This is a genomic window from Prevotella sp. E13-17, from assembly GCF_022024035.1.
In the GTDB taxonomy this organism is placed as follows: Bacteria; Bacteroidota; Bacteroidia; order Bacteroidales; family Bacteroidaceae; genus Prevotella.
Map to the genome: position 1 here is coordinate 2,590,128 of NZ_CP091787.1, position 26,118 is coordinate 2,616,245.

A 26,118-nucleotide genomic window follows, 5' to 3' on the forward strand; every position below is an offset into this window, starting at 1 on the left:
AATCTTCTAATTACGTTTAAAGGGTTGGAGGTGTCGGAGGCATGGGTGGAGGAGTCGCACCAGCCGCTGCAAAGAACTGCTGCAGCTCAGGCACCGTTTTAGCGGCAGCCCACTGCGGCATGCCCTCTTTCCACACCATCGTATCAGGAGTCAGCTGTCCAGCCTGCACATACTGAGCAAGCTGTTGCATGGGCACCGGTCCCACTTGCTGGTTGTTCACAAAGAGCCAGAACTGCGCCATGGGAGGCGGAGCAGCCTGCTGCATAGGTTGTTGCTGTCCCATCGGTTGTCCCATCATTTGCTGTCCCATACCGAAGAAAGAACCTGCCGCAGCCATTCCCATACCGATTCCAGCACCTATTGATGCCGTGCCCTGATTGGCGGCCATGGTCTTCATGATGTCCACCTGCTGCTGGGCAGCCCACTTATCGCCAAGGATATCCATCACTTCCGAGTCGGCAGAAGCATTACCGAGCTTAGCCTCATAGGCTTTACGCACCTCGTCGTCCAGATCAACTTCCAGAGCAGAAATCGAAAAGCGTTCCAGTTTCACGCCATAGTCAGACAGCACCTCTGCTACCAGCGGTGAAATCTTCTGACTAATCTCGCGCTGTCGAGCCTGAATGCCCAATATCTCGCCTTCCAGTTCCACCAAGACGGTGGCTATTTCCGTCTTGATATGTTCCAAAAACTCATTGCGGAAGTAGTCTTGCAACTCCTCAGCACCAAACGAACTGATGCCGTTGCCTATCAGTTTGAAGAGGAATTTTCCACCGTCCTCCACACTCACGCGATAGGCACCACGTGCAAACACTTTCGAAGCCACGCGCAGTTTCTTATCGCGCACCTGAATATCGCCAGCTCCCCAGTTCACCTCCATACTTGTGGCCGTTCGGATAAAGAACACCCTACAGTTGAAGGTACTCACGCCACCCGTAAAAGCATTGCGCAGACGGCTGATAAAGGGATAGTTCTCCGTTTTCAGCTGGTAGCGTCCCTCGGTGAACATCTGGTATATTTGTCCGTTTTTCTCGAAGATAGCCTGTTCTCCGGGGTGTACTGTCAGCGTAGAATTGGTGTTGAAGTCTTGATCAGGATGGAGCGAAATCATATCGCCTCCAAAGCCAACATTCTCTATAGACTCAGCCCAGTGCTTCTCGCCACCCACATAGTTGGCCTCTTTTGGATCTCTCTTAAAAAATCCCATAGTCGTATAATTCTGTTTATTAGTGATACATTAAGGTATTGGGAACTCAGGAACGTCGTATTTCAAATCCAGTTTAAAATTACGCTGAGCAGACTGACGCTTATGTTCCTGGAACTCCTGCCAGCGTGCACGGAACTTCTTACGGATAATACGATTGACAACGGCACGGATGATGGCATCAATACCGCCAGTGACAAGAGCTATCAGTCCATAGATAATCAGTCCGAGGAAGTAGCCTATCGCGCCCAGGATTGCCACACCAATAACACCAGTCCAGAAGCCGGCCTTAAACAGTGCAAAGACAATCAGCAACAGTATCAATATGAGGATGGCAGTCACAATCCACGTCACCGGCTTCATGCTGGTATAGTCGGGACTCTGCTTCAAGAACTCAGCATTCGGGAAATTATCAAACTCGTACCACCAGCGATCGCCACTTGCTGTGCCAATGAAGGTGTACTGTTGTCCGTTATACTCCACGACCTCCTCGACCACCGGCAGACAGTAGTAGGCTGGTGTTGGGATATACGAGCCGATGTCTGTGTGCGAGAACTCAAAACGGTTCTCCGAGGCCGACTGTTCCTTAGGAATTACATCCGTGTCGCGAATATAATCGCTTGCGAATGGCACCATCTCTTTCGTATTGAAGTGTTCCTCATAGTCAGCAATCAGCATATAGGGCGTGCCGCACAGTTTCTCGAAGAACTCTTTACCATACTTACACAGCGGGAAGATAGCACGCTCGGTGGCCTGTCCGTACTCACGAGCCCAGAAATATTTTCTCTTAATATCCACAATCTTCATATTGTCGAACACGTCCACAGGCGCATTTTCCATGAGGAACTGCATGAAGAATTTGTGATACTCGTCTTTTGTAATGGTAAACTTCGCGAGCAGCTCAATAATCAGGTTATCGTCGAAAGCATTACCACCGCCACCCAACAGAATAGCCTTACCACACTGGTGACACTTAGCCCAGTCCTTGCTCAACAAGTCTTTTGGTCCAAGATCAGCACCACAATGAGGGCACGCCATCTTCGAGGCGCTCATCTCTTGATTGCCAGCAGCCTGAGGTTTCGGTGGGAAAGGCTGCGGGTTTGAGGGTTGCGGATTAGAGGGCATTGCGTTTGACGGCATTGCATTAGAAGGTTGATACCCCCCGGGCATTGGGGGAGGAACAGGTCCGGTGGGGGCTGCCGATTGCAATGGGCAGCCACATTGTGGACACGTAGCAGCACGATCAGACACCTGCTTACCACATTCAGGGCATGTTATTAAAGCCATAATTACATTGTTTTAGGGTTAATATTTTAGGTATTGTAAACATCATTAGCAATCTACAATTGCAAAGAAAAACATTTATTCAGTCATATCCTAAAAAATCAACAACATATAAGAGTCATTGAAACAAAAAACCACAAAAATTGTTTCAATGACACACCAAAACATCAGTATATACGCCACTATAGAACGAAATGGTCAGTGGAGTAAAAGTGGCACAATAGATGGTCAATAGTCTTTGTTCAAGGAAGTGATATTGGCACCTTACTGATGTAAAACGATAAATACCATACAAAATCCAGACTCTAGAAATGTGCATTCTAGAGTCTGGAAACATCGTTTCTAAAGTTTAGACGCAGTCGTTCTTGTTATCTTATAAACTTCTTACCGTTTACGATATAAATACCTTTAACAGGTTTCACGACCTGACGTCCCTGAAGGTCAAACATCTTATCAGCGCTATGTTTCAAAACGGCTGTGTCAATATGGTTGGCCTCATCCGTTTTAACGATTTCAATACCATTACACTTTGCCTCGATAGCGCTCCAGTCTTCATCCCAACGGGCGGCATCTTTGACGATGAGCTTGGTTGCCGTAGGAGCCAGCTTCTTTGCAATAAGGGCATAGTCATCATAATCCACCGAATGCCAGTCGCCATCCCATGTGCACTGATAGGTGCCCTTGCCTATAACACCTGTGATCGTCACCTCACCATCGAGTGAATTGTCTGCACACGCAAGGATTCCCTTATCATTAACCATCGGGCCTTCCAGTTTGATGTCGTCAACATAGAAAGTCTTTCCATCGCCCTCACTTGTCTCCTCGTAAGGCCAGATGGAAAGCACCAGGTTATTGTCTTCGGTAATCTTTTCAGCATCAGGTCCCTCTGCAAACTCATAAGTCAGGATTCTCCATTCGTTGCCACCATCCTGCCATGCCCAGCGTGGCGTATTGAAGGCACCTTCCTTGCCCTCGAGTTTAACCATCACATTGTGACTGTCTGTCATCTTCAGTCGCATGGTCAGTCGGCGCAGCCCCTTGAAGTCAACACCTTCCAGAGGAATTGCGGCATTATGATGCTCATCTCCCCAGCCACCAGGATTAGCTTTCATCGTGAACTTCATCACGTTGTTGCCCTGCTCCTCTACGACAACAGGTTCTGCCCGATTCCAGAAGCCACCGTCACTTCCCACTTCCTTGCCATCGCCATTCCAGATCACGACCTGTGCACTACAAACCGTTGTTACAAACCATGCTGTGAGTAAAAATACTTTTTTCATAAAGATTACTGTTTTAAATTAATAATACATTTGGTAAAATTCTTAATTCTGCCGCAAATGTATATTAAAAAAGGCATCTTCACAATAAAAAATGATACATCCAATAAGAAAAAACGTTCAACACATCATTATTTCTCTCAAATGAAACAAAAATACCAAAAGACGTATAGTGGTCCTTTTAAAAACAAAGGACTCTCTGAAACGCATTCACGGTTCAGAGAGTCCTTATATTTAGAATTAGGTATAAGCGCAACTTATCTCATGATCTTTTTCATCGTGCCATCAGCCTGACGACAAATGTAAACCTTGCCAGGCTTCAGCACACGCACCTGTCGGCCATCCAACGTGTAATAAGCATCAGACTGTCTGTTGACCACAGTCGTCAACGCTTTCACGTCGTTTACTTTTGGCTTTGTGCCGTGCCAAGCCAGAAAGTCCAGATCGTCAGCACTTTTCACGCCATTAGCCTCATAGAAAGCCTCAGCCATTTTAGGCGTGATAGTGATATACAGGCGGTTGTCGCCACTGAAGGTGACATAGTTATACAGCCCCTCTGTGGTCTTTTCCACACGCTGGAAGCCCACCTTCTCTGCCGTGTTCACCCATTTATAGGCGATGCGAGTATTCTGACTACCGGTAAACTCCTTACTGTCTTCCTCCGACCATGTCAGCACATTGCTTGGAATCTTCTTTGTGGGCTGTGCCTCACTATAGTAAACAGAATATTCGCCTGGCTCACCTACAACGATAAAGTTTGATGCAGCCAGCAATTCCTCAGTGCCCTTATATTCATTATAGGTCAGGTCGCTGTTCTTCACGTTGGCAGTCACGTAGGTAAACGTAACATCGTTCGAGCCAAAGAAGTTTTTCTCTGGGCGGAACACCAGGAAGCCACTCTCAGGAATCGTAATCTTATCCTCTGTCAGTTCTGCCAGTTCATCATCGTAAGCGCGTGGCTGTATGGTGCCAGACGCCTGGAAGTCAACAGAAGAGTTGTTGGTGTCATACAGCACTTTGCGTCCGTCTGGCATGATGAAAGCGGTTTTGCGATAAACGGTCTCCCCATTGTAGCCACCTACTGCTGTCGTCGTGGCATAACCCTTATCATAGGTCTCACCCAATCGTTTCATCGACACGTCAACGCCCTTGTCTTTCACGTTGCCCAAAATCTCAACAGCATCAATAGTATAATATGGATTCACCAATGCGAACCTGTTACCAGTGGTCTTTCCTTTACCATACACCAGACTCTCTTCTGCCGTGATGATGGCAGCATCATTGTTCTTCAGCAACAGAATGCTTGCCGAACTTGTGCCCGTTGGCGTCAGATTCATAAAGTCAAGTGCTGGTGAAAAGGTGTAAACCAAGTTGATGGCTTTCACCTCGTCATTGTGAGGATATTTTGCGTTCGTAGTTTTCACCTCGAAATCAGCTTTAGAGAGGTCATGTCCCGTTACAGCTGCAGCAGTATGGTCTGTGGCACTATTACAAATAATGAACGACTTGCCAGCTCCCACTGTATAAGTCGCATCTGTAGGAATCTGGAATATCTGCTTCACCACAATCTTTCCACTCAGAGTGGCTTTCAACTCTGGATCTGCCTCAATGGCAGCCGCTGTATAGGCCGAATTAGCCGATTCGCTCTCAACCAGAGCCACATACATACCTGTGATGTCAATTTCCTCTTCACGGTTGTTGTAAATCTCAACATACTGGCCAGCAACATAGTTGCCACTACCACCTGAGTTTTTTGAAGCAGAATAGAACACCTTGCTTATTACAAGGTCTCCAGAACTAACCTTGTTGGGTGCGATTGTTGCGCCAACCTCTGTTATCCACATTGCGCCGACCATCAAGGCCAGCATCTTCATCTGAGTAAATAGTTTCATTAGCTTATTGTTTTAGAAATAATTATTTGTAATTGACATATTTGCCATCCCGTTTATTTGTCTTTCACGCTGCAAAGATAGTCATAAATTCCCAATTATCTAAACACCGCGCACAAAAAAATTTCAGTAGTTTAAAATACGTTATTCATTTATGCTATAATCACTTAGGTAGTCAACCTTAAATGTAAAGATTCGGATGCAAAGTTACAAAATATCAGACTAATTACCAAATAAAATCGCCAAATAATTGTTATTTCAGCAGTCACAGCAACATGAATCAGCCAACAAACAAAAAGATTGCTCCTTTTTTAAGAAGCAATCTTTTTGTTTATTACACTTATGTTGTCAAAAAAGATATCATCTGCCACAAATGGCTGTTTGACGAGCTAATACTGCTAGTTCCTCGTTGGTGATGGGTGAAAATAGCAGTTTTCCGATAACGGAAAAGTGAGTCTTATCGGCAGGAATTCTGTACTTCTCAATCACGTCGCGACCACAACTGCTGTTGCCCAGCGCACGGTTGTAAACATCCAGGTTGACATAGGTTTTATTTTCAAATTTCACCTCACTAGGATGGCGCAGACGGTGGTGACGATCGGTATAGATTGCGCGATCGTCCCAATGACCTGCCGAGGCTGCCATTGTATCAGGAGCAACAAACAGTACGCCCACGCCATTGGTGTTTGTGAGTGCCATCCAAGCCACATCTTCTTTGTTGCCCATTTCCTGAGGCAGCACATGGTTCTCCCACTGGTTGCTGACAGTGCTTTGCCACAAACCGATAAAGGCACTCTCCTTACGGTCGCGATAACTGTCGTGAGGGCCACGACCCAACCAGCGCAACTGCTCAAGCTCGCCTGGAAGCACTGCTCGATAGCCCAGACGAGGCAGTTCGCAACCCAGTTCGCTTGGCATGATATCGCTGTCAAAACAAATGGCACCATTATTATATATGGTGATGGTCTCCTCTGTGGTAAAATGCATGGTGCCATGGGTACTGCTATAAACGTTAGTGAAGTGCAGCATCACACTGTCAGAGGTCTGCTGATAAGAGGCTTTCTGGTTATGACATGTCAAGTCACGCAGTCCTTGCTTATCCCAGCGTTCAGTCTGTTCTTTATCGTTGTCGTGGGGAGCACGGAAAGCATTCAGCTCAAAGAGCACCTTTCCGTTCTCATCGACCAACTGTCCATTATGAAAAGAGAACGTAAAAAGCCCCACACTCACCTGATAGCCATCGGGGGTCTCTTTCACGTTCAACGCCACACACTCGTCGTCTGGAGTTGGTGTCACATAGTCGGCACCCGCCAACTGGAACTGCTCGCTGGCCACCTCGTAGCCCTGTTCAGCCCAAAGTGTGGCCTCACGTTGTCTTACTGAGAAACGAATGGCATCGTGGTGCTGATCCACCTGCAATTCGGTGCCGTTCAAAGGCTGCCATGAGCCTTGTTGCAAGCCATTATCAAAATAAGCATAGCAGATGTCATAGTCCTGCTGTGGCGTACGGAACTGGCGTTTATTCTTCAGTGATACGCAGCCATTGGTCATCACAAAGTCCACTGGCTGATATATTTTCTTCACGTTATAGCTCTTTGAGGTCCACGATCCATCAGCCAGCACCACTCCGTTGCAGCAGAAATTGTTATCGTTGGGTTGATCAGCAAAGTCACCACCATACATTTGGTCGTTTCCTAAGCGGAGTCCCTGATCCTTGAAGTCCCAAATAAACTCACCTGTTAGCGAGGGATATCGCTCATAGAGGTCGAAATATTCACGCTGGTTGCCCATCGAGTTGCCCATGGCATGGGTGTTTTCGCACATGATAAAGGGGCGAATGCCCGTCTCGCCACGCTGGTAGCGCTCCAGATTCTCACGACCGATACGCTCCACATCGTCCAATCCGGCATACATTCTGCTAGTTGTGAGACTCCACTGTGAGTTGCCCTCATAATGAGTTATGCGGGTTTTGTCGAGGGCCACGATACTATCGGCCACAGCCTGGAAGTTATCACCGTTGCCACTCTCGTTACCAGCAGACCATCCGAAGATACAGGCATGATTGCGCAGGGTCAGCACCTGGCGTACGTTGCGTTCCACCATTGGGGCACGGAAGGTCTGCTCATGACTGAGTCCTGTGTTGCCATGACACTCCACGTCGGCTTCAGCCAACACATAGAGACCATACTGGTCGCACAAATCGTAGAAATAAGGATTATCAGGATAGTGCGATGTACGCACAGCATTGATATTGAGTCGCTTCATATTGCGAATGTCAGCCTCAGTCTCCTCGCGGGTGATGGTACGTCCATTCCACTGACTATGGTCGTGACGGTCCACCCCATGGAACAACACACGTTGCCCATTGATGAGCAGTGCCCCATCCTTACGCACAGAAACAGTGCGGAAGCCCACTTTCAGAGTACGAAGATCCAGTACCTTACGTCCCTTCATCAACTTAATACTGAGGTCATAGAGCTTTGGGGTCTCAGCACTCCATGGCTCCACGGCGAGAACATTAAATGATAGCGTACAAGGACCAGCGGCAGAAGCCACCTGACTAACAGTGCCAACGAGGTGGTTTCCATCGCGCACCTCGGCCTCTATGGTGCCCCCACCTGTCACATCCACTTCGAGTGTGGCGGCGGCACAGGTATTATGATCCGTCAGGCGGTCTGTGCTGAACGAAAAGTCACGGATATGCGTTTTTGGTACCGACCACAGAAGCACATCACGCTCGATACCCGTTAGACGCCAATAGTCCTGACACTCCAGAAACGAACCACTGGTAAAACGGTAGGCCCTGACGGTGATACTTTGTTCACCCTTGCCGAGCAGGTACGGGGTGATGTTCCACTCTGAGGGTAGGAACGAATCTTCCGCATAGCCCACAAACTGGCCATTGACCCACACATAGTAGCCATGTCCTACACCATTGAAACGCACAAACACCTCGCGTCCTTTCCAGTTGGCAGGCAACTTAAACGTGCGGTAATAGGTTCCTACGGGATTCTTCATGTCCCCCGTGTAGGTCCAATCGGCTGGTCGTTCGGCCATTACACTCCATGTATTGCGGTCGTAGGTAAAAGGATAACGGGTATTCACATACAGTGGTTTATCCCACGACTTATTATGACGCAGCGCATAAATCTGCCAAGGGCATGGTACCTCTATATCGTCCCAATCGGAGCCATCACTAAAGTGCGGCGTACCAATAAAGCCAGTAGGAGCCTTATCGGGATTGGGTGCCCAATAAAACTTCCACGTGCCGTTGAGCGACATAACATAGGGCGAGTCCCAGTAGTCGCTCTCGCCACGTGAAGCCACTGTCTGTTGTGGCAAGGCTATGGCGTGAGCACGCTCACGATTCAACTGAAACACAGCAGGGTCATCCCACTCATTAAAATGTTGTGCATAGACACTGCCAACGGCAGTCAGCATAAAAATTGTAATAGTTACTAATAGTTTTCGCATCATATATAATCAATTATTGTTATTGGTTAAGGTTTTTACGCTGCAAAGGAACAAATAATTTGGTTAATCACCAAATAAAATTCCCTCAAAATTACAATTTTCCCACAGTCATAGCCGTATCATTAGTCATTGGTCAATGAGCAGACCTCTTCTGCCATTGCATTCAGTGCCATGCAGTCCGAACGACTGATGTGTCGCTTTGTCGGGTCGTAAGACCAAGGACTAAGTATGAGCACCCTGCCGGCAGCACACGCATCAAAAAGGGTGTCAACAGGTTTGTAGTAGTCGCGAAAGCCATTATCGGCAAGAACAATAAAAGGCCGCTGTTCTTTTAGCAACACCTGCATGACCTGCTTTTCCTGTGGCGAGATGAATGGAGACACCATCACCGTCCCCTTTCTAGCCTCCAACACACAACCGTTCATATAGTCACGCAACGTCTGACTTTCACCTCTCTCAGCATCCTTAACCCACATGCTGCGCACATGCACAGCATGGTAACGCTCGGCATGCAACAGGGCTACATTCCCCACCCCATCATAGCTACGGCCAGCCACCTCGATGGCTTTTTGCACTCGAAAGAAGCCCGGCATCAGGCGCTTGGTGGCCAGGCGCTGAGGGTTCATATCCAAATAGCGTATCGTTGTAGCCAACTGAGAGTAACGGCCCATAGCACGGATGAAAGGCATCTCTGAAAACAAAGGCTCCAGAGCGTAGTAGGCATCATTGCCCAGCTGCTGGCAAAGCCCCGCCGCCATCGTCTTCAGTCTGGCAGTAGCATCCTTCAGTTCTTCGCGAGTACTACTCGGAATAAGAAAAGAAGTCCCCGAACATGTGCTGGCGCGACCCAGTTTCTTCACGCCCTGCCAGAAACCCCTGGTCACCGTCTTAATACCATTGGCCATCGTGCGGCGCACATATATCACGGCATGCAGATGATCAGGCATCAAACAGAAATGCAGCACCCTCACCTCAGGATGATACTGCGGAGTGCCCAGCAGACAGTCCACGACAGCATCGCCCAGTGCCGTGCGCTGCAGCCATGCTTTCGAAGGGTCATCGCCAGGCACCATCAGCCTTCCCAGCACGGGCTGTCGGTTGCTCACAGTCAGAGTGATATGATAGAGCGCAGCGCCTCTCCATGCTGCACCAGGCTCCTGCCATTGCCATTGCTCATGTTCCATGGTGTTTTTTTGAGATTCAGCTATGTTTATGGTTTTTGCGCTGCAAAGATACAAAAAATAGCGAACTGCCCTCACGTCCAGCCCACTATTTTTTAAATCTCTTCTTTCCCGTTTCTCCCGAGTAGTACTCGGGACTAAATAAGTTAGTATGTCATTCAGTAGGTTTCGCATAGCAAGAGTGGAGGTATTGTCACGTTAAAGTGCCACTATTGACATGCAATAGTGGCACTTTTGACCTGAATCTAGGGGCTAGATCCGTTCAATCCAGGGGCTAGACAGCTCATATACAGCCCCTAGATGAGGTGAATCTAGCCCCTAGAATTGAGTCCGCCAGCCCCTAGACCAGAAACAATACCGAAAGTATTGCATCTACAAAGCGCAGAAATAGGACCACCAAACCAGTGGTTTAAAGACAGAATCGCTCAGCTCTGCCGCTTTTACCGAGGCGCAGCCGAATCAAAGAACAGAAGAACATACTTTTTTTAAGAACATACTTCACTACTGCCCCGTTAAAGTGGACTAATCGCTCTTTGAAATAATCGAAATTCAGTCTATTAGGTGGTTTATTTTTAAAATAATACTATATGAGCAATATATATACGAAAGGGGTTGAAGGTGATGGCAGATAAGTGGCTGCAAAATCGCATAATTAACTTTACTTTGTGTAAAAAAGGGCGATTTTTAGTGAACACTATTATTCAGTATTTCTGCGAAGATACCGTTGGCTACGCTTACGCCATCCTTATTCTTTAGTCTGACAGCGCGATAGTCTGTGTTTAGATAGCGTGAACCATTCTTTCTGTAGTAGTCCCATTCTGTAAATGTGGTCTTCCCCAAATCGAACTGAATTCTACGGTCAGAACCATTGTAGAAAAAGCCATAGAAGCTATCGCCTCTCAACTGGTAGTCTACGATATATGTGGGATTCCACTTGTCGTCGTCATAGATGATGGTGATGTCGCCATCTACGATAAACCACTTAAAGGTACAGAAGGCATAGTTCTCTTTGGGTGAAGAAGTCTTGTAGTCCAGCTCATAGCCTCTTCCACTGGTATAGTGATAATCTTTTGACTCAAAGCCCATCACGGTAGAATATTCTGAGCCATTAATGCCCCAGCGATTCTGATAATATTCTGTAATCTTACCTTCCCAGTCGCTGCTACGCAGACTTGAGGCGATATAGTCGTCCTCGTTTGTAGTGCAGGCGGTGAATACTACCATGGCAGCCATGGCAACGAACATGATTTTTGTGTAATTGAACACTGTTTTCATAAAGTTTAAATTGTTAATTGTGTATTATTAGTTGTGATTATTATTCTCTTCTTATATTATATGGATATGACAGTTTCCAGGGCGAATCTTCCAGCTTAAACTTCTTGGCGCCTTCCTGAGTTTTTGGCGTGCGCACAAGTGGTAAGTCTGAGAGATCCATCAGGTAAAGATATTGATGGAACAGCGATTTTATACCTTCTCTTACCGACCAGCGTGCAGAAATGTATTCTTTTGTTATAGGATCATTACCACGGATGGCCTCTACCTCTTTGTTCCATGCTATCAGCTTGACCATAGCAGCCTTATATTCTGCCAAGAGTGATGCTGGCGATTTCTGCATCCAGCGCTGTAAAAGCTTACGGTTGTATTCGGCCACAATCTCTGCCTCACGCTTGCGACCCTCCACAAACCAATCAGGCGTCTTCTTGGGATTTTCAGCGGCCACACGTGCACGCAATTCGTCCTCTATGACCTGCACACGCTTACACTCGTCAGAGCCAAACCACTCCTTAATTAGCTGCTTTACCAGTGGCGAATAGATGTTAAAGTAGAAACGAGGTGCACCACCTTGCTTCTCGAGCAGCCAGCATCCTCTGTCATGATCTGGCGTCTCGTTATAATGTACAATGTCTGCATTTTGATCGTAAAACTTTGTGCATGCAGCCTTCATTTTATCCAACACCTTATTATATTGTGGCCACTTCTTGTCTACAAAGAGGGTGTCGAAAGGCTGTCCTTTGCGTGCCTTCTTGGCATTATCCATCATGATTTTACTAAATCTGTCATTTTCCGTTTTCAACTCAGGTTCTGGCTCATAGTTAGCAACGGCTTCAACGCGTGCCCTTAATTCGCCTGCTGAGTATTCTGTCATCTTTTCACGTGTATCAACTTGCGATGGATCGGGCAGCACAGGCAGATTCTGATAGGCATCTTCAAAAGTCTTATAAGTGTACTTTTCTACCATCTTTTTATAATCCTCTTTGCTTATCTTCCAGTCTGTTAGCAAGGCATTACCTTCTCTGGCTGTATAGTCCCAAAACATGTGTCCACCCAGATTCTGTGCATAGTTACGGTCTTCTGGCTCCACATATAGTATCTTTGCTGTCGACTTTGTGGTTGCTTTAGTACTTGTTTTCTGACTCTTAGCCTTTGCCTGTGTCCTGGCTTTGGTCTTGTTTTGTGCTTGCATAGAGGCTGTTCCAGTTAGCAGCATTGCTGCAAGAGATAGGTAGATAAATGGTCTCATAATATATAAATAGATTACTTATTTTTTTTCTGGCTGCAAAGGTACATAATGTTTTTGAAATAAAAATACCGATGATACATGTCGAACATATATTGTTACTTATCAAACATTGCCTTTTCGTTTTTTATATCTACTTTTGCATCCGAAAAAGAGAAGAACAGAACATTATGGATATTTTTGAGTTCAAACCAAGAAAGGGGGCAGGTACTCTTCGCATGGGTGATAGCGACGAGTTGGTACTGGTGGATTGCTTTGACGGTATGCCTGCTGGCAGAATAAAACCGATGGACCATGGTATCATTATTATCTGCACGGCAGGAGCTGCCCAGTTCGAGTATGACGGTCAGACCATTCAGCTGAATAAGAATGACCTCTTTCTCTACATGGTGCGTTCGGTTGTGGAGAAGTTTATGTCTACTCCCGACTTTAATTGTCGCCAAATATGGTTCTCTCGTGGCGAAATGTGGAACATGAACACGTTTACTAAAAGCAGTCTTTCCGATGTGGTGCTATTGAAGCAGCATCCCAAGGCGTCACTATCCGATACTGATGTTTCACTGTTCGATTCTTACTACCAGCAACTCAGTCATCACATGCGCAACAGTTCTTTGGCGCTCTATCCCGACATAGTGCGCTCTATTGTCAGCACCTTCCTCTTAGAGGTACTCTCTGTGCTGCGTAGGGGAGAGCAGCGAACCAAGGGTGATAATGCTTTTGGCAATACTGGTCTGCATGGCAAGAAACTTGCCGACCGCTTTATGCAGTTGGCAGAGCAAAGTGATGGTCGCATCCGTCGTGTCGATGAGTATGCCAAGATGCTGAACGTCACTCCTAAATACCTCTCCAAGCTGTTGATGGAAACCATGAATAGGCGCCCCAGCGAGATGGTTCATTTCTTCACACTCCAAGCTATCGAGAACCGTTTGCGCTTCACTGATATGACCATGCAGCAGATTGCCGATGACCTGCAATTTCCCAATGCCTCTTTCTTTGGCAAATACTTTAAGGAACACTCAGGCATGACACCTATGGAGTTTCGTATCAAGTATCAAAACAACAACGAAGAAGAATAAATACACAACCAACCATATCGACCATATATAATACACACTTATAACCTATATGACACTCATCAAATCCATATCAGGAATCTACGGCACCATCGGTGGGCGTCCTGGCGATTCGCTGAATCCCCTTGACATCGTCAAGCTCACCTCAGCCTTTGCCCACTATATTCATGGCAGGAAGATGGTCGTAGGTCGTGATGGTCGTATGTCAGGACTGATGGTGCGCAACATTGTTGTTGGCACTCTCATGGGCTTGGGCTACGATGTTATTGATATAGGCTATGCCAGCACCCCAACCACCGAGCTTGCTGTGCGCATGGCTGGTGCTGATGGCGGTATTGTCATTACAGCCTCTCACAACCATAGCCAGTGGAATGGTCTGAAGCTACTCAATCATAATGGAGAGTTTCTGACGCCCTATGATGGTAAAGAGATGTTGGCTCTTGCTGAGACAGAAAACTTCTGCTATGCCAATATCCAACACTTAGGGCAGTTAACTATCGACGAAACCTTCAACCAGCGCCACATCGATGCTGTCTTAAATCTAAAGTTAGTTGATGTTGATGCCATTCGCAAGCGCCATTTCCGTGTCTGTGTTGATACCATCAATTCCGTTGGTGGCATCATTCTTCCCCAATTGTTTCAGGCTCTCGGTGTAGACTTCAAGATACTCAATGGTGAGTGCACAGGTGCCTTTGCTCATAAGCCAGAGCCCATTGAGAATAACTTGTTGGGCATTATCGGGCGCATGAAGCAAGAACATTTCGACCTCGGCATTGTTGTTGACTCCGATGTAGACCGATTAGCGTTTATCAGTGAAGACGGCACGATGTTTGGCGAAGAATACACTCTTGTCTGTGTAGCCGACTATGTGCTCAGCCATACTTCTGGCAATGCTGTTAGCGACCTCAGCAACACGCGAGCTCTGCGCGATGTCACCCTGCAGCGTGGTGGTCAGTATTTCGCCTCTGCTGTTGGCGAGGTCAATATTACCGCCAAGATGAAAGAGGTGGGTGCTATTATCGGTGGCGATGGCAATGGTGGTGTAATCTATCCTGAGTGCCACTATGGTCGCGATGCTTTGGTAGGCATTGCTCTCTTCCTGAGCAGTCTGTCTCAGCAGCAGTGCACTGTCAGCCAGTTGCGGGCCTCTTTCCCCGACTATCAGATAGCAAAGAGTTCCATCGACCTCATGCCTGATACTGATGTAGAGGCCATTCTCAAGAAAGTAAAAGACCGCTTCTCTAAAGACAAGAGCGCCCAAATCAGTGAGACCGACGGACTGAAGATAGACTTTCCCGATCGCTGGGTTTATCTGCGCAAGTCCAACACCGAACCCGTGGTGCGTGTCTATAGCGAGGCTCTCTCCATTGAGCAGGCTGACCATCTGGGCAACGAGCTCATGCATTACTTCTACGACATGCAGAAAGACTTGGTACTTGATAAATTTGGATTAAACAACAACTTAATATTACATAACAGTACTGCCCCGTTAAAGTGGACTAATTACTCTTTTAAATAATTGAAATACAGTCCATTAAGCAAGCTTTTGAAAAGAAACGGACTTGATTTTGTAATATTGGTAACCGATCACTAGTGTCCAGTTAAAGCTGGACACTAGTGAACATTCTAAAGAAAATAAACACATCCCAAAAAAGATATTCTGTCAAAGAACTCAGTCGGCCTGGATGATGAGGTAGCGACTGATGCTCCAGAAGCGGGGCACGTTGGTGATGCGCAGCGTACAACTGTTACCATTCTGAGTGATGGTGTAAGAGTCGGAGGGCGCATCCGTCAACACCTTTGCCTTTTTGCTGGGGATGTTGAACTGCGTGGTGTTGCGAATGTCAATTTTGGTGAAGAGCGCTTGATTCAGCGATTCATAGTTCACCTTCTTTTTCTTCAGCAGACCGCCACCCGTCAGCAGGCCCTTCTCCTTCAGATCACGACTAGTGCCCACCACATAATAAGCCTTATTAGCCTCGGCCGTCTGTGCCTCCATGGTCTGGCGCTGCTCTGCATTCTCGTCCTGTAGCGACGACACAGTCTTGCTCAGCGAGTTGATATCCAGGCGCAACAAGTCCATATCGGCGTTAGCCTGTGCCAGTTGCTCCTCCAGTTCGGCAATACGAGCCTCCTTGGCAGCAATCTCAGCATTCAGATGGTCCACCAGTTTGCTCAGCTGTCCCAGTTGGTCAGTACGCGTGGCCAACTGCTTCTGCAACTTAGCCATGCGCTCCTTATTGGCCTGCAGGGTTGCCTTGAAGGCTTCCAGGTTCTTCAACATCTGTTCCTTAGTGATTACTGGCGACTCGTTAGAGCTGCGCAACATGCCTTCGCCTTGAGCTATAGAGTCGAGACTGGCAGACACCTCAACCAACGACGAGGTCAGGTCGTCGAGAACCTGTTGCTGCTGTTCGTTCACCTCCATGATAGAGTCACGTTCTTGCTGCCAGTTGCTTTCGCTACCGCCGCCACACGATGTGAGGGCTGTTGCTACAGCAGCCGACATCAAAATCTTAATTGCTTTCATACGTTGTTATTTTAACTTCAAAATGTTTTCAATCACTAATAATAGATCAAGTTCGTCATGAACTGCTTGAAATCCTGGAAGCTGACGACACGATCGGTCGAGGTCTCCCACAACTCCTGCTGATGCTTAGGCAGTTCCAGGAACCACTGCATCACCTCGCGCTGCTCGGGCGAGAAATAAGCCGCGCGCAACTGGTAAACGTTAATCAGCGTATCCACACTGTGCTGCTTTGCCATGAAGCCCTCCAGGAAGATCTGTTTCATAGCAATCAGACGGTTGGAGTAGTTCTCTGCCTCCTCGGTGGTGCCATCTTGGTTGACATCCTGCTCTATCTGTCGTACCACATCGAAAGTCACATCGACAGCACCCAATTGGCGATAGGCGTCGGCCATCGATATTTTCTCGTCGGCTACAGGTGCCATGACCTCAGATTGTGACGGAGCCACGAAACGGGGATAGGCAAGATAGCCTGCCACACCCAGCAGGACCACCACAAGAACCGTCAACAGAACCTTCACCACCTTGCTGCCCATCTGCGACGGTTGACGTTCGACCGACACCGCAGCAGTTGCAGGTTGGCGGTTGGCCGCAGGCTTACCGCCATGTGCTGAAGGCTGTGTTGGCACACGTCTGTTGCTATCGGGGAATGGAGGTGGCGGTATGACAACCTTGCGCGCGGGATCATTCAAAGCCTTGTTTCTGACACGCGCCTCGAATTCGTCCTCTGGCAGTTCCTTGTCGCCAGGCTCACGCTCTACACTTTTCACTCTGATGAGATAGGCAGAGTGGTTGTCTTGGTTGTCGCGCGAAGCCTCGATGAGGCGGGCTGTCTTTTCTTCGTCACTGCAATCGGCACCAAGGATAGAGAGCATCAGGGCGTCGTCCATACGCTCCAGAAGTCCATCTGAGCACATCAGGAAATAGTCGCCAGCCTTGATATCGGTGATGTGGGTCAGCTCTGCCATGGTGAGCTCGGGCTGATGAGGCTGCAGAGCCTTTAGGATGACATTCTTGCGGGAGTCGGTGCTCATCTGGCGATAGGACAGTTGTCCCATCTCATAGAGCTGCTGCACCAACGAATGGTCGCGCGAACGATAGAGCATGCCCATATCGGGGCCCAACGAAAGACGCAGGTGATAGATGCGGCTGTCGCCAATATGTGCGGCCAGACATCCGCCACGGTGAAAGCAGAGGAAGGTCAAGGTGGTGCCCATCACGCCCTCGTTCTTCACATCGGCAGCATCGAGCGCATTGTAGGCCAGCGTCAAAGCTTCGTTGAAAGCATCGTCGGTGAGCGGTTCATCGGCCTGCAGCACCTCCTCCACCTTAGCACTGATCGCATCGCAGACTATCTTGCTGGCTACCTCGCCCTTGTCGCATCCGCCCATGCCGTCGCACACCAGGAACACACGGCTCTGACTGGTGGCCTGCCCCATCGCAGGATAGATATTATCTTCCTGGTTAGGACGGGCGCCCAACTCATAGATGGCTTGTGGATCAAATAGTTCTATCTTCATTTATAACTTCCCAATTAGACGTTATATCATAAAATTGTCCGCCAACATACGTTGATGTCAGCGGACAAAGGTATATAGAAAATTCGACTCTGCCAAATATTCGCAACAAAAACACTACCTAACCACCATCTTACGTCCTCCGGAAATATAGATTCCGCGTTGTGGAGCAGTGACGCGACGTCCTGTCAGATCGTAAACTTTCTGCTGACGGGTGTTGGCTTGCACGCCATCGATACCGGTGGTCTGAACCACGGTGAGGACGCCCGAGACGTAGGTCATCTCGTAGTTCTCGGCCTCAGCACCACCCACACGTATCTCATACTGACCGGCGGGGCTGTCTGGCGTGGCGTCGCAAGTGATGACGGGCTGCTTGATAAAGACCTCAGAAGTCTCGTCGTTGCGGAACGACTTGTACTTCAGTTCAAACACAGGGTTGGGCTGTCCCACCTCGCGGGTGGCATTGAGCGCCGTGATGGTGAGGGGCGACTTCCTGACGGTGAAGACACCCGGCTTGCAGACCAGTCCGACCGTGGTGATGGTACCGGGCAGCACAGTCAGCGGATAGTCGCCTACAGGTGTGGTCGTCACCTCAATGATGTCGCACGCATAGTCAGGCTCGCCATCAATGGGGGCACCACTCAACTCGAAGTTCACCGTGCCAAATGAACGACCATAGTTGCGATAGCCGGTGGCGGTGATGACAGGAATACCGGTATAGGCAAGCAAAGTGGACTTGTTCTTCCAGTCGGAAACGGCATAAGCATCCAACAGGTCGGCAGGCACAAACAGCGTAACCTGACTCTGCACACTGCTCTGACCACGGGCCACCACGCCCTGCTTGGAAGGGATGACCAGATACTTCAGGTTGTAGCAACCAGCAAAGGCGTTTTCGCCCAGCGACTGCACGCTGGCAGGCAGATGGACGGTATGCAGGGCTGAGTTGCCCGTAAAGGCACCATCTGCTATGTGCTTCAACGAGGTGAAATACTGCAATTCTTCGAATCGGCTGATATTCAGATTCTTCTGGAACAGCGTGCCGAGGTCGGTGACCTGAGCAGCTTCTTCCTGTGTGAGCTCGCCATCCTCGTCGATGTCCCAGTTGGCAAGACAGACGGTCTGCACATATTTGTCGGCAAAGTCGATGTAGCCCAGCTTATGGCGCAGTGAGAACACAGCCTCGTTGATGTCGTCATAGGTGCTCGCCAGGTTATCATAGACGGCCCGTTCGGCTGTCACGTCGATGAGCTGCGCCTCGCACTTGTCGAGCATGGTACGCATCTTGGCCAACAGCATATCGGTGCTGCGCGCCTTCTGCATATCGTCAGCCGAAACAAAGGCCCACAAGGTGTGCTTGTCGGTGGCAGGCTGATCCCAGTAGAGACCATAGGTAGGACTGGCCACATCGGTGGTATGACTCTCGTTGGTGCCCAGGTATTCGCCCTCTACACGGGTATTATCGCCAGTGGGCACAGAGAGACGGAACAGATGGTCGCCCGCATCCTCTATCTGCCAATAAGCCTTGGACGAGAGAGAGCCATCGCCAAAGCAGGTCTTCACGCCATCGCCCACCTTACTGTCGGTGGACACACGGAAGATAACCTTAGTGCTGGCTGACTCTTGGATATAGTAAACATTGGCGGGCATGGCTGCCGTGCGCTGGAACCAATAGCTGATGGGGGTGCCGGCGGTGACCACCGACTGCGTGCCATAGGCCTCGCCCATGGCCACATACTTACGACTGCCCACATTGTAGAGGTAGCCTGGCACACCGGTCGTAATATCCGAGAAGAGGGGTTGGGTCTTGCCACGGAACTCACGGATGGTGCCAAAGTCGCGCCACACATCGGCCTGCTCATAGCGTGCCTTCGAGCCATAGGGCACATAGAGCGTGCAAAGCGACAGATCGACACCGGTGAAAGCATCGCTGCTGACACTGATAACGTCGGGATCGGGGTTCCACAGGGTCACCTCGCGCAGGGCGGTGCAATAGCCAAAGCACTGGGGCCCCAGCGTGTTGATGCCGTCGGGCAGATTGATGCGCTTCAGACTGCTGCAGTTGCGGAAAGCATAATAATAGATTTTCTCGATGCCGTCGGGCAGAGTGACGGACGCCAAATTGCGACAATCGGCAAAGGTGTTGTCGTAGATATAGGGCACGGCCTTGAAGTACTGGAACTCATCGAAGCTGACAATAGACAACCCCTTGAAACTATAGTCAAAGTCTTTCACCTGAGCAGCCTCAGCAATGCTCAGCTCTCCGTCGTTGGAGGTGTCCCAACGCTGACGACATACCATGCCGATGGTGCTATCTTTGAAATCAAGAAGATTGAGTTTTTGGCGCAGCGAGCTTTGAGCAACGAGGATGTCGTCGAGCGTACTCTCAAGGTTATCATAAACGGCTTGTTCCTTCTCCACGTTGCGCCCCTGCTTCCTGGCCATGGTGATGAGGTTGAGCAGGGTTGACGCTTCGTTATAGATCTCGGTCTGGAGGGCATCATAGGCTACGAACTTCCAGTGGCAATTCTGCGGATAGGCTGCATAGTCGATGTCGAAATAGGCGCCATAGGTAGGTGTGGCAGCATTGCTGGCATGACTGGTCTGCACGCCCAGATACTGGCCATCCTGATGGCCTACCACACCCGTGGGTATCTGAATGGTATAGACTGCATCATCGAGAGCACTGATGTTCCAGTAGGCTCGGTTGTCGAGCGTAGTGCCATCCATAAAGACGGCCTTGACGCCCTGTCCTACATTCGTATCTGACGAAGTGCGGAAGAGGTATTTGCCGTTGAGTCCTGAGTTCTCGCAGGTGATGGTATAGACATCGGTGCCCACCGACGACATTGCGTTGAGCTTGAAGCGCAGTGGCTGGCGACTGACGACAGCCTGGGTGTTGTAGGCCTCGCCCCGGGTCAGGTAGCGCCCCGTGCCGACGTTGTAGAGATAGTATTCCTTGCCGGCTTGGATGGTGGTGAAACGACCACCTGAGAGTTCGCGGGCCTGGAAGATGGTGCCAAAGTCGCGCCACTGACTGGTGGCAGCAAAGTAGTCCTTAGTGCCTTGCAGCACGTGGAGGGTGGCTGCGCTGAGGTCATCGTCGGCAAAGACGCCCTGCCCCATCGTGATGGCGGCGGGGTTGTAGGTGTTCACCTTGAAGGTGTGCAGCTTGGTGCAACCAGCAAAGGCGCCATCACCCAGACGAACGATGCCTACGGGCTGGTCGAAACTGGTGAGGGAGATGCAGCCACGGAACGTGCCGGCTTCGACAGCAGTGACGGTCTCGGGCAGCGAAAGTGCCTCTAAGGCTGCACAACCACTGAAGGCCTCGGCACCGATAGCGGTGACATAGTCGGGCAAGACGAACTCGGCGAGCGACTGACAGCCGGCGAATGCGCGGGCGCCAATGGTCTGCAACTTGCGTGGCAGGCGCATGGAGGCAAGCTTGGTACAGCCATTAAAGGCATCGTCGGCAAGATGCTGCAGACTGGTAAAGTAGTAGAGTTCGGGGAACTTGGTAATGGCAGTCTGATTCTGGAAGGCGGTGCCCAGGTCGGTCACGGCGGCGGCCTCATTGTAGGTCAGCGCTCCATCGTGGTTGGCATCCCAGTTGTCAAGACAGACAGTCTTCACTCGGGCATCGACAAAGGTCATGGCTTTCTCGCCATAGTTCTCAGGCTCGATGCCCACAATGATCTGCTTATAGCCATTATAGCCATCGTCACTACCGCCCGTGCCCTGTCCTTGACCGGGCGTCAGGTTGGTGAGATAGTAGTAGCCATCGCTCTGTCCGCCCCATCCCCAGTTGATGTGATAGCGCAAATTGCCATCGTAGCCATCGGCCACAAAGGCGTGGCCCACGGTGGCATTGGAGCCACTGACATAGACCGGACGGCGGGCAGCGATGTCGGTATAGACCACATCGTCCCAGCCGGCATCGGTGGTGACCTGGGTATAGTCAACATATCGCACCGAACTGCCATAGCCAAAGTAGGCCTTGAGGGCGTTATACACCTCATAGGACTGTGCGCCAGAAGAACTGTTGGTGTAGTCCATCTTCACACTGACACCGCAATAGTGCATGAGGTCGGCCACTGCCAAGCGCTGCAGGTCGCTGGCAGTGCCATAGGTGTCTTTCATATTGGCCCAGTCGATGGGGGCACCCTTAGCGATACCCTCAACCTTCAGGTTGCCATAGGTGGGGTGTGCGGTCCAAGTGGAGTAGCCAGGGATATCGTTCTGCACCTCGGTGACGGACTTGTCGCGGTGGTAATACATAATCTGTGCCATGGCGGTGGCCACGCAGCCAGTCACCGAGCGTCCCAGGGTGAAGTACTCTGGGCAGGTCATGTTGTAGGGGTAGCCTTGGCTCCACTTACAGGTGAGCAGCGGCTCGACCTTGGGGTGCGTGGGAATGGTGGCTGTGATGACGGGAGCACCCTGCTGAATCTGCGTAATCTGACGGGCATAGTCGTCGAGCAGGTCGCGCAGGTTGGGGGGTGCCTGGGTGTAGTCAAACTCGCCACTGTCGGTGTAGCCCAGCACGGGAATGGTGCTGTCGTCGCCCGACACGATGACGAAGCCGCCATTCATGCCGCGGTTGAAGACATAATAGGGCTCGGCCGTTGTGACTGCAGCCGCACGGCGTGGGGCCAACTTCTTAGCGGCCACGGGGGCCAGTTGGCGCGGGTCGTTCTGTTGGGTCATGAATTCGGCAGCTCGTTTCAGGGCCTGCTGACGAGTAATGGGGTTGGCATGGATGGTGCTGACGGTAAAGGTCAACAGTAAGACCATCAATGCGAGTCGTTGCCACGCCCTATGGGACACAGCACGACAGTTGTTTGTACGGATTATCATGAGCACATGTTGTTAGTAAATTACTTGTAGTTATAAGTTTGCAGCAAAGGTAGTAATTCTTTTCGACACCAACAAGCGATTGCGGGAGTTTTTGAGGGCGACAAAACGTTTGGTGCCCCCAAACGACTGGTTTGGAGGCGCCAAAGGGTTGGATTGGAGGCCCCAAACGGACCGTTTGGAGGCACTAAACAAATGAGGCGCTGCGAGCATACAATTACTTTGCCGTAAGGGCACCTTGACTTTGCCGTAAGGAAAGGGATGGTTTGCCGTAACGAAAGGGATGGCTTGCCGTAAGGAAACCTGGGGCTTGCCGTAACCAGACTCAGGCTTGCTGCTCACGACGCCCCTTGAAGGTGTAGCCGACGCCTTCGACAGCCTGACGGACATCGGCCTCGGTGGCAGCGCCCTTGACAGTGAGGGTGCAGGCCGAAGCATTTGCCTTGGCCGATGTGACACCGGGGAGTGACTCGACGGCACGCACCACAGCAGCCTCGCAATGGCTACAGTGCATGTCTTCAACTCGATAGATGACGACGTCGGTTTCGACTGACGGAACGGCATTACGACGGTCACGCCACTTCATGGCGAGGGCAAAAGCTATCATCAGGGTCAGTATGGCTGCGCAGACGAGCTTGAAGGGACTGGGCAACATGGTGTCGCTGGCGCAACAAGCATCGTTGACTACGGGGGTGAAGAGCGTCAGGCCACTGGCATTGAGCAACAGTCCGAACAGGATTGAGAAGCCTACGATAGTGCCCAGATAGATGGCAGTGAAGCGACGCCCCATGGCCTTGTGGACAACAAGGATTGAAGCGAGGTTGACAGCGGGACCTGCCATCAGCATGACCAGAGCCGCACCGGGCGAGAGTCCTTTCATCATGAGGGCAGCTGCCACGGGGATACTGCCCGTGGAACAGATATACATGGGCACGGCAATGGCAAGAATGACCAGCATCTGGAGCAGTGGCTCGCTGCCAAAGCTGAGGAAAAACGCATCGGGCACGGCTACCTGGATGAGGGCTGCCACAACAAGACCTATGAGCAGGCGCAGACCAATGTCGCGAATCATGTCGTAGTAGGCGTACTTCAGCACGCGCCACGGCTTGCGGCCCTGCTCCACTTCACAAGTGGCGGCAGCCTCGTCGGTGAGCGACTGGCGACGCATCAGGCGATTAACCAGTAGGCCTCCGCACACCCCCGTGATGAGGGCAGCCACAGGACGGACAATGGCGAAGCCCAATCCCATGAGCGAGAAGGTGGCAAGGATGGAGTCGATGCCCGTCTGAGGCGTGGCAATGAGAAACGAGGCAATGGCGCCCTTGGAGGCTTTCTCATTGCGAAGACCAATGGCTGTGGGGATGACGCCACACGAACAGAGTGGCAGTGGCACGCCCAACAGGGCTGCCCAGAGCACCGACCAACGGTTGTCGGCAGACAGATAGCGGGCATAGAAGCGCTGCGGCACATAGACATGCAACACGCCAGCGATGAGAAAGCCCAGCAACAGGTAGGGGGCCATCTCGGCCACCACCATCAATAATGATGAAAAAAAACTCTGTAGATTCATGCGTCAAAGGTACAAAAAAAAGAAATATGCACAAAAGAAAGGGACTGAAATAATGTTATTCCAGTCCCATAATACTTTATTTTCGGTATTGCTTCGTCCCACCTGTGCTACAATTAGCAACCGTGGAGAGCAATCTTACTCCCACTCGATGGTTGCAGGTGGCTTTGACGAGATGTCGTAGCAAACGCGATTGACACCGCGCACCTTGTTGATAATCTCGTTAGAGACCTTGGCCATGAACTCGTAAGGCAGATGAGCCCAGTCGGCAGTCATGGCATCGGTAGAGGTGACGGCACGCAGAGCAACGGGATGCTCGTAGGTGCGCTCATCGCCCATCACACCGACCGAACGGACTGTAGAAAGGAGAATGGCACCTGCCTGCCAGATCTGGTCGTAGAGCGATACTTCAATCTCGCCATCTTTCATATCGGCAGGAATGCCTGCTGCCAGGACTTTGCGGGCTTCTTCGCCACTAAGCTTGACTTTATAGTTGCGCAGACCGCGGATATAGATATCGTCGGCATCCTGCAGGATCTGTACTTTCTCACGGGTGATGTCGCCCAGGATACGTACGGCCAGACCTGGTCCGGGGAAAGGATGGCGGGTGATGAGATGCTCGGGCATGCCCATCTGGCGTCCTACACGGCGCACCTCGTCCTTGAACAACCACTTCAGGGGCTCGCAAAGCTGCAGATGCATATCTTCGGGCAGACCGCCTACGTTGTGGTGGCTCTTGATAACCTTACCGGTGATGTTCAGTGACTCAATGCGATCGGGATAGATAGTGCCCTGAGCCAACCACTTGGCATCAGTGATTTTCTTGGCTTCGGCATTGAACACCTCAACGAAATCGCGACCGATAATCTTACGCTTCTGCTCGGGGTCGGTGACTCCGGCGAGGTCTGAGAAGAACTTCTCGCTGGCATCGACGCCAATCACATTCAGCCCCAGCACTTTATAGTCTTCCATAACCTGCTGGAACTCGTTCTTGCGAAGCATGCCGTGGTCCACGAAGATACAGGTGAGACGCGAGCCAATGGCCTTGTTGAGCAGGACGGCAGCAACGGAAGAATCAACGCCACCAGACAGCCCCAGGATGACACGGTCGTTGCCAAGCTGCTGCTTGAGTTCGGCTACGGTAGAATCAACAAATGAGGCGGCACTCCATTCCTGCTTGCTGCCACAGATGTCAACGACAAAGTTCTGAAGCAACTGCTTACCTTGAAGCGAATGGAACACCTCGGGGTGGAACTGAACGGCCCAGATGGGCTGCTGGGTAGAAGCGAAGGCGGCATTGGTAACGTCCTTGGTAGAACCAATGACCTTGAAGTCGCCGGGGATGGCAGTGATGGTGTCGCCATGAGACATCCACACCTGTGAGTGCTGCTCGAAGCCTTTGAACAGTGGATTCGTAGTATCGACAGTCTCCAGGTTGGCACGGCCATACTCGCGAGAGTCGGCCTTCTCTACCTTACCACCCAGGGTGTGCGAGATGAACTGTGCACCGTAGCAGATGCCCAGCACGGGCACCTTGCCCACAAACTGGCTCAAGTCAACCTTGAAGGCCTCGGGATCGTGGACTGAGTAGGGGGAACCACTCAGGATGACGCCAATCACCGACTCGTCGCCAACAGGAAACTTGTTGTAGGGCAAAATCTCGCAGAAGGTGTCTAACTCACGCACACGACGGCCAATAAGCTGCGTGGTCTGTGAGCCAAAGTCTAAGATGATAATCTTCTGTTGCATATTA

The 26,118-nt window shown here is 50.3% G+C and carries 15 protein-coding genes; 2 read left to right on the forward strand and 13 right to left on the reverse strand.

The genetic code is table 11. The features are described 5' to 3' along the window. Window positions 1-16: 16 nt before the first annotated feature. The 8 genes from L6472_RS10580 to L6472_RS10615 form a co-directional block, all read right to left on the reverse strand. Window positions 17-1,207, reverse strand: a complete 1,191-nt coding sequence (locus L6472_RS10580; RefSeq protein WP_237804900.1) for an SPFH domain-containing protein — start codon at window positions 1,205-1,207, stop codon at window positions 17-19. 30 nt (window positions 1,208-1,237) lie between these two features. Continuing rightward, window positions 1,238-2,491 (reverse strand): zinc ribbon domain-containing protein, encoded by a 1,254-nt coding sequence (locus tag L6472_RS10585; protein WP_237804902.1) that lies wholly within the window; start codon window positions 2,489-2,491, stop codon window positions 1,238-1,240. A gap of 365 nt (window positions 2,492-2,856) precedes the next feature. Further along, window positions 2,857-3,768, reverse strand: coding sequence for a hypothetical protein (locus L6472_RS10590; protein ID WP_237804904.1), 912 nt, complete (start codon window positions 3,766-3,768; stop codon window positions 2,857-2,859). A 254-nt stretch (window positions 3,769-4,022) separates the two neighbouring features. Then, complete coding sequence (locus L6472_RS10595; RefSeq protein WP_237804906.1) at window positions 4,023-5,657, reverse strand: DUF4876 domain-containing protein; 1,635 nt, start codon at window positions 5,655-5,657, stop codon at window positions 4,023-4,025. A gap of 357 nt (window positions 5,658-6,014) precedes the next feature. Further along, the gene (locus L6472_RS10600) at window positions 6,015-9,131 is read right to left on the reverse strand and encodes a glycoside hydrolase family 2 TIM barrel-domain containing protein (protein WP_237804908.1); all 3,117 of its coding nucleotides are present in this window, start codon (window positions 9,129-9,131) and stop codon (window positions 6,015-6,017) included. 119 nt (window positions 9,132-9,250) lie between these two features. Then, window positions 9,251-10,312, reverse strand: a complete 1,062-nt coding sequence (locus L6472_RS10605) for a hypothetical protein (RefSeq protein WP_237804910.1) — start codon at window positions 10,310-10,312, stop codon at window positions 9,251-9,253. Between the two features lie 681 nt (window positions 10,313-10,993). After that, entirely contained in the window at window positions 10,994-11,584 is a 591-nt protein-coding gene (locus L6472_RS10610; protein ID WP_237804912.1) for a hypothetical protein, read from the reverse strand. 40 nt (window positions 11,585-11,624) lie between these two features. Continuing rightward, complete coding sequence (locus tag L6472_RS10615; RefSeq protein WP_237804914.1) at window positions 11,625-12,830, reverse strand: hypothetical protein; 1,206 nt, start codon at window positions 12,828-12,830, stop codon at window positions 11,625-11,627. 167 nt (window positions 12,831-12,997) lie between these two features. Here L6472_RS10615 and L6472_RS10620 point away from each other — a divergent pair, with 167 nt between their 5' ends. Then, window positions 12,998-13,903, forward strand: coding sequence for an AraC family transcriptional regulator (locus L6472_RS10620; protein WP_237804916.1), 906 nt, complete (start codon window positions 12,998-13,000; stop codon window positions 13,901-13,903). Window positions 13,904-13,952: 49 nt separating this feature from the next. Then, the gene (gene glmM, locus L6472_RS10625) at window positions 13,953-15,419 is read left to right on the forward strand and encodes a phosphoglucosamine mutase (protein WP_237804918.1); all 1,467 of its coding nucleotides are present in this window, start codon (window positions 13,953-13,955) and stop codon (window positions 15,417-15,419) included. Window positions 15,420-15,572: 153 nt separating this feature from the next. On the opposite strand, the gene L6472_RS10630 is transcribed toward glmM, so the two are convergent. From L6472_RS10630 to guaA, 5 genes are all read right to left on the reverse strand, one after another. Beyond that, a complete protein-coding gene (locus L6472_RS10630) occupies window positions 15,573-16,430 on the reverse strand; it encodes a hypothetical protein (protein WP_237804920.1) in 858 nt (285 codons plus the stop codon). A 35-nt stretch (window positions 16,431-16,465) separates the two neighbouring features. Then, complete coding sequence (locus L6472_RS10635) at window positions 16,466-17,947, reverse strand: PP2C family serine/threonine-protein phosphatase (protein WP_237804922.1); 1,482 nt, start codon at window positions 17,945-17,947, stop codon at window positions 16,466-16,468. A gap of 114 nt (window positions 17,948-18,061) precedes the next feature. Beyond that, a complete protein-coding gene (locus L6472_RS10640) occupies window positions 18,062-22,738 on the reverse strand; it encodes a C10 family peptidase (protein ID WP_237804924.1) in 4,677 nt (1,558 codons plus the stop codon). A 385-nt stretch (window positions 22,739-23,123) separates the two neighbouring features. Beyond that, window positions 23,124-24,368, reverse strand: coding sequence for a permease (locus L6472_RS10645; RefSeq protein WP_237804926.1), 1,245 nt, complete (start codon window positions 24,366-24,368; stop codon window positions 23,124-23,126). A gap of 135 nt (window positions 24,369-24,503) precedes the next feature. Next, window positions 24,504-26,114 (reverse strand): glutamine-hydrolyzing GMP synthase, encoded by a 1,611-nt coding sequence (gene guaA, locus L6472_RS10650; RefSeq protein ID WP_237804928.1) that lies wholly within the window; start codon window positions 26,112-26,114, stop codon window positions 24,504-24,506. Window positions 26,115-26,118: the final 4 nt, after the last annotated feature.